The 6420-nt window shown below is 65.7% G+C and carries 4 protein-coding genes and 1 pseudogene; all 5 read left to right on the forward strand.

Annotated elements, in window-relative coordinates:
- Nucleotides 1–217 precede the first annotated feature (217 nt).
- Nucleotides 218–652, forward strand: a complete 435-nt coding sequence (locus ASC91_RS30270; protein WP_235531968.1) for a family 43 glycosylhydrolase — start codon at nt 218–220, stop codon at nt 650–652.
- Nucleotides 556–1788: a family 43 glycosylhydrolase gene (locus ASC91_RS28845; RefSeq protein ID WP_235531969.1), complete on the forward strand. Its 1233-nt coding sequence runs from the start codon at nt 556–558 to the stop codon at nt 1786–1788. Before ASC91_RS30270 ends, ASC91_RS28845 begins: the two co-directional genes overlap by 97 nt.
- Before the next feature lie 67 nt (nt 1789–1855).
- On the forward strand, nt 1856–3811 hold the full coding sequence (locus tag ASC91_RS12740; protein WP_056197127.1) for a glycoside hydrolase family 127 protein: 1956 nt from the start codon (nt 1856–1858) through the stop codon (nt 3809–3811).
- Between the two features lie 52 nt (nt 3812–3863).
- Nucleotides 3864–5483: a glycoside hydrolase 43 family protein gene (locus ASC91_RS12745; protein ID WP_056197128.1), complete on the forward strand. Its 1620-nt coding sequence runs from the start codon at nt 3864–3866 to the stop codon at nt 5481–5483.
- A gap of 59 nt (nt 5484–5542) precedes the next feature.
- Nucleotides 5543–6420, forward strand: a pseudogene (locus ASC91_RS12750) (alpha-N-arabinofuranosidase); the annotation flags it as partial.

Below are 6420 nucleotides of genomic sequence, written 5' to 3' on the forward strand. Positions count from 1 at the left end.
ACTGCCGCTGGCGGGCATGCAGCGGGCGATTGTCGACAGACTTTGGTATGACCAAATTGAAGTTTACGCATAAACTGGTCAGACCCTTTTCGGGTTTGGCCTCCCACGTCGTCATCCAAGCCTTCGGCTGTGCCTAGACCGGGTTGGGCGATTCCAGGTCTCTCAAAACCACTCCGGGTAACGCCCGCAACAACCTCTTGAAGGTTCACGCCCAGCCATGCGCCTCGTCAGTCTCCTGCACCGCATCGCCCTTTGCTGCGCCGCCCTCGCCTGCGGGGCCGCGCCGGCTGCCGAACCGGCGCCCGGCGCCAATCCGGTGCTGCGTGACCGCTTCACCGCCGACCCTGCACCGCTGGTCGTGGGCGACACGGTCTATCTCTACGTCGGCCGTGACGAGGCCAAGGGCGACGAGTTCTTCCGCATGAACGAGTGGCTGGCCTATTCCTCCAAGGACCTGCGCCACTGGATCGCCCACGGCGCCTTCATGAAGCCTACCGACTTCAAGTGGGCGGTGGGCGACGCGTGGGCCGCGCAGGTTTCTACTTTTACGCCACCGTGCAGCACAACGACACGCAGCCGGGCAAGGCCATCGGCGTGGCGGTGGCCGACAACCCGCTGGGCCCGTTCAAGGATGCGCGCGGCTCGGCGCTGATCACCGATGCCGCGACGCCGGCCCCCTACGGCTGGAACGACATCGACCCCACCGTCCTCATCGACGACGACGGCACCGCCTGGCTGGCCTGGGGCAACCCGGTGCTCTACCTGGCCAAGCTCAAGTCGAACATGACCGAGCTGGACGGGCCCATCGAGAAGATCGCGTTGCCCAACTACACCGAGGGGCCGTGGCTGTCCAAGCGCAAGGGGATGTACTACATGACCTACGCGTCCATGGCGCACCAGGGGCTCGCCGAGCATCTGTCCTATGCCACCGCGCCCAGCCCGCGCGGGCCCTGGACCTACCAGGGCACGCTGACCGGCACTGCCAAAAACAGCTACACCATCCACGCCGGCGTCATCGACGACTTCAAGGGACAGTCCTACCTGGTCTATCACAACGGCGCGCTGACCCTGCCGGATGGGGAGACCGGCGCCGGCGCCCGCCGCTCCGTCACGATGGAATACCTCTACTACGACGCCGACGGCCGCATGTGGCCCGTGACGCAGACCGAGGCCGGCATCAGTGCGCCGCCCAAGCCGCCCACCGGCAAGGTGCCCGCGCTGGCGGACCCGGGCCGCTCCGACCCCCGCGTGGCCGTCCAGCAGTTCGCCCAGGGCTATCCCGAAACCTGGCCGGGCAGCCCGGCGCTGGCCTCGGTCACCCGGCCTTTCGAGCAGGCCCCTGAACCCGTGGGCTTCCATCGCGACGGCGGCGGCGCCAGCCGCCTGGTGCAGACCTTCGTGCCGCGCGCCGACATCGCACTGGGCCGCCTCAGCCTGTACGCGGGCGACGGCCACGGCACGGATGCCACGCGCAGCTTGCGCCTGTCGCTGCGTGACGTGGAGGCCGGCACCGAACTGCTCGGCGCTGGCGAAGGCCTGGCCATCGCCTACCGGCCGCAAGGAGCAGGGCTGCTGAGCTTCGACTTCAGCGCCCACCCGCCGGTCGTGCTGAAGTCCGGTCACCGCTACGCACTGGCGCTGCAGGGCGAGAAGGACGCGCTGACGATCAATCTGCGCGCCAGCCGCAGCGACGTCTATGCCGACGGCGAGGCCAGCCTCGACGACCGGCCGTTGAAGGACCGTGAGGGCCGACCCATGGACTTCGCGTTCGCGCTCTACGCGCGCTAGCCATGCGGAGCTGGCCCCAGGCCGCTGGGCTCGCCATCGGCGGGTCGGACATAGCAACCGTATCAATATGAAAACTCAGAAGATCACCTGCAAGGTATCGACCGCCGGTGTCGCCCGGGGCGACGGGGTCCCGGCGGATCAACTACGACGGCACCTGCTGCAAGCCATCGCCGTTGCGCCGCTGCTGCTTGGCATGCCAGCCGAGGCCGAAGAGAGAGACAGTGAGGGCGAAACCGCGCAGCCTTTCCCCTTGTCGGATGTGCGGCTGCTCGACGGTCCTTTTCGCAAGTCCCAGAGCCTCAACGCGCTCTACCTCGAGTCGCTCAACTGCGACCGCTTGCTGCACAACTTCCGGAAGAATGCGGGGCTCGCTCCGAAGGCGCCGGTGTACGGCGGATGGGAGGCGGAAGGGCTTTGCCCGGGCCACACCCTGGGCCATTTTTTGAGCGCCTGCTCAATGTTGTGGGCATCCACCGGACGGGAGGCGCTGCGCGCCAGGATCGACTACGTCGTCAGTGAGCTACAGGCCTGCCAGGAAGCGGCGCCCGGCGGCCTGGTGTGCGGCTTCCCCGATGGCGATACGCAACTGCGCAATTGCCTGGCAGGCCGCCCTGTCATTGGGGTGCCCTGGTACACCCTGCACAAGTTGATGGCCGGCCTGCGCGACGCGTATCTGCACCGGGGGAACACCCAGGCGCTCGCGGTCCTGGTGCGTATCGGCGACTGGGTCGACGAGGCCGCGCGGCCGGTCGACGAGCCGCGCTTTCAAAAAATGCTCGATCTGGAGCACGGCGGCATGGCCGAAGTGCTGGCGGACCTGCACGCGCTGACCGGGGAGGCGCGCTACCTGCGCCTGGCTGAGCGCTTCAGCCACCGGGCCCTGCTCACGCCGCTTGCCGAAGGGCGCGACACCCTCGACGGCTTGCACGCCAACACGCAGATTCCCAAGGTGATCGGCTTCGCCCGGCTGCACGGACTCACGGGACAGGCGCATTACCGGCAGGCCGCGCGCTACTTCTGGCGCACGGTAGTCGAGCAGCGCTCGTTTGCGACGGGGGGGCATGGCGACAACGAGCATTTCTTTCCGCCCGCCGAATTCGAGAAGCATCTGGCCTCGGCTTCGACCATGGAAACCTGTTGCACCTACAACATGCTGCGTCTGACGCAAGCCTTGTTCGCCGCGCAACCATCGGCCGCTTACGCCGACTATCACGAACGTGCCTTGTTCAACGGCATCCTCGCCTCCCAGGACCCGGACAGTGGCATGTTCACCTACTTCCAGGCCACCCGGCGCACCTATCCGAAGCTCTACTGCACGCATGAGCATTCGTTCTTCTGCTGCACCGGCACGGGGATGGAAAGTCACGCCAAGCACGGCGATTCCATCTATTTCCACCGTCGGGAAGTGCTGTATGTGAATCAATACATTGCGTCGGATCTGCATTGGGCCGACCAGGGTGTGCATCTGCGCCAGACGACCACGTTTCCCGAGCGCGGCGCCAGCCGCCTGACGCTACGGCTGGAGCGGCCCACAAAGCTTGTCCTCAAGCTGCGCCACCCGGGCTGGTGCCGGCAGCTGAGCGTGCGCCTGAACGGCCGCCAACTCATGGCCAGCGACAAGGCCGGGCGCTACGTGGAGCTCTCGCGCACCTGGCGCAACGGCGACGTCCTGGATATCGACCTGCCGATGCATGTGCATCTGGCACCGTTGCCGAACGCGCCCCAGATTGCGGCGCTCATGTACGGCCCCCTGGTGCTGGCCGCGCGCGTCGCCGGCCCCGCCATGGCGCCCGGTGCCGATCTGGTTGCGTGGAACGTGTCTTATGGCAAGACGTTCACGGAGCCGCTGGAGATCCTCCCGCTGCCCCTGGGTGGCGCCGGTCTCGATGGGGCCATCCGGCGCGATGCGGGCGTGCTGGCATTCCATCTGAGCGGGCCGGGCCTTGGGGAGGGGTACGAACTGCTGCCGTTCCACAGAATCGCGCACGGCTACTACAACTTGTACTGGCGAAGCCCGCAGTGATGACCTCCATAGACAAGAACTTGGACCAACCCTGACAACCTGACCCCACCCCATGAGCCGACCGATTTCTTCCCTCCTGCTGGCCCTCGTCCTTGCCTGCATCACGTCTCAGCCCCTTTCAGCGGCACCGGCCCCTAAGGAGATGCAGGTCGATCCTGCTCATAACCCTCTTATCTGGGCCGACGTCCCGGACATCGCCATCATTCGCGTAGGCAAGACCTACTACATGAGCAGCACGACGATGCACATGAGCCCAGGCCTGCCGATCATGAAGTCGACGGACCTGGTCAACTGGACCATGGCCTCGTACGCCTATCAAACCCTTGCCGACAACGACGCCTTGCGCCTCGAAAACGGCAAGAACGCCTACGGTGAAGGCTCCTGGGCCAGCAGCCTGCGTTACCACGACGGCGTTTTCCATGCCTCGACGTTCGCCGCCAACACGGGTCGCACCCACATCTACACCACGCGCGATCCGGAACGCGGCCCGTGGAAGGAGACGAGCTTCGAGCCCTTGCTGGGTGACCACAGTCTGTTCTTCGACGACGACGGTCGCGTCTACATGGTCTACGGGGGCGGCCGAATCATGCTCACCGAGATGAAACCGGATCTCTCCGGCATCAAGCCCGGCGGCGTGAACAAGGTCATCGTCGAAAACGTCAACGCCCTCTTCGGCGCCGACCAGGGCGGGCTCAAGGGCGAAGGCTCGCAGCTTTTCAAGGCCAACGGCCGCTACTACCTCTTCAACATTGCCTCACCCGGCAGCCGTTGGGCACGCACCGTCACCATCCACCGCGCCGACGCCATCGACGGCCCCTACGAAGGTCGCATCGCCCTCGATGACCGTGGTATCGCCCAGGGCGGCCTCATCGACACCCCGGAAGGCAAGTGGTACGCCTATCTCTTCAAGGACAACGCGGCCGTCGGTCGCATCCCCTACCTCGTGCCGGTGACCTGGAAAGACGGCTGGCCCGTGCTCGGCGAAAACGGCAAGGCACCCATGACGCTCGATATCCCCGCCGGCGCACAGGGCGTCTCGGGAGCCTCCGGCATCGTCGCCTCCGACGAATTCGACCGCCGGCCCGGTGACCCCGCCCTGCCGCTGGCCTGGCAATGGAATCACAACCCGAAGCCCCATGACTGGTCGCTCACCAAGCGGCCGGGCTACCTGAGCCTCACCACCAGCCGGGTCGTTCCCACGCTGCTCGAGGCCCCGAACACGCTCACCCAGCGCACCTTTGGCCCGAGCAGTTCGGCCACCACCCGCATCGACGTGAGCGGCATGAAGGACGGCGACTGGGCCGGCTTGTCCGCCTTTCAACGGCAGTACGGTTTCGTGGGCGTCAAGATGAGCGACGGCGCCAGATCGCTCGTCATGGTGAGCGCCGAAACGGATAAGCCCGAAGAGTTCGCTTCCATTCCCCTCTCTGGCAAGACCGTTCATCTCAGGGTCGACTGCGACTTCGAGCCCGCGCCCGAAATCGCCCGCTTCTCCTACAGCCTCGACGGCAAGACCTGGACCCCCATCGGTCGTCCCTCTCGCCTGAAGTACACCTTCCCGCACTTCATGGGTTATCGCTTCGGCCTCTTCTATTACTCGACCAAGACGGCCGGCGGCCGTGTCGACTTTGACTACTACCGCGTCGGGCAAGGGACGGAAGACCGTCGCTGACAAGGCGCGATCACTTTCCGCCTTCCTCCGCTCGCACCCCACTTGAATAGACAACCCCTGTGAACACCATCAAACACGGCCTGGCCGTTCTCGGCCTGATCGCGGCCCCGGCTTTTGCCGCCAACCAGGTCAGCATCAACATCGACGCCGGCAAACCCGGCCCGGTCATCAGCAAATACGTCTACGGCCAGTTCGCCGAACACCTCGGCACCGGCGTCTACGAAGGCATGTGGGTCGGCACGAAGTCGAACATCCCCAACACCCGGGGCTGGCGCAATGACGTCGTCGGCGCGCTCAAAGAGTTGCATGTGCCGCTGGTGCGCTGGCCGGGCGGCTGCTTCGCCGACACCTACCACTGGCGCGACGGCATTGGCCCGCAGGACAAGCGCCCGAGCAACGTCTGGGGGACCCACGTCGAAGAGATCAACGCCGTCGGCACCCATGAGTTCTTCGACCTGATCGAGATGATGGGCGCCGACGCCTACGTCAACGGCAACGTCGGTACCGGCAGCGTGCAGGAGATGGCCGACTGGGTCCAGTACATGACCGCGGAAGGCGGCTCGCCGCTGGCCAGGCTGCGCGCCCAGAACGGCCGCGAAAAGCCGTTCAAGGTGGCCTTCTTCGGCGTCGGCAATGAGTTGTGGGGCTGCGGCGGCAACATGAAGCCCGAGTACTACGCAAGCCTGTACAGCAATTACGAGCATTTCCTGTGGGCGCCCGAGAAGTCGCGGCCGAAGATGATCGCCAGCGGCGGCAGCGGCTTCGACACCGCCTGGACCCAGGTCCTGAGCAAGGAACTGAAGGGCCGCACGATCGGCATCACCGTCCACCAGTACACCGTCCCGACCGGCAACTGGGACGTCAAGGGCAAGGACCTCGGCTTCAAGGAAGGCGAGTGGATCTCGACCCTGGCCAATACCTTGAAGATGGATCAGCT

This window comes from Pelomonas sp. Root1237 (genome assembly GCF_001425055.1).
Classification (GTDB): Bacteria; Pseudomonadota; Gammaproteobacteria; order Burkholderiales; family Burkholderiaceae_C; genus Pelomonas.

Excerpts from the sequence above, each read along its gene's own strand:
- ASC91_RS30270 (WP_235531968.1), top strand. The coding sequence starts at position 218 with ATGCGCCTCGTCAGTCTCCTGCACCGCATCGCCCTTTGCTGCGCCGCC.
- ASC91_RS12740 (WP_056197127.1), top strand. The coding sequence starts at position 1,856 with ATGAAAACTCAGAAGATCACCTGCAAGGTATCGACCGCCGGTGTCGCC.
- ASC91_RS12745 (WP_056197128.1), top strand. The coding sequence starts at position 3,864 with ATGAGCCGACCGATTTCTTCCCTCCTGCTGGCCCTCGTCCTTGCCTGC.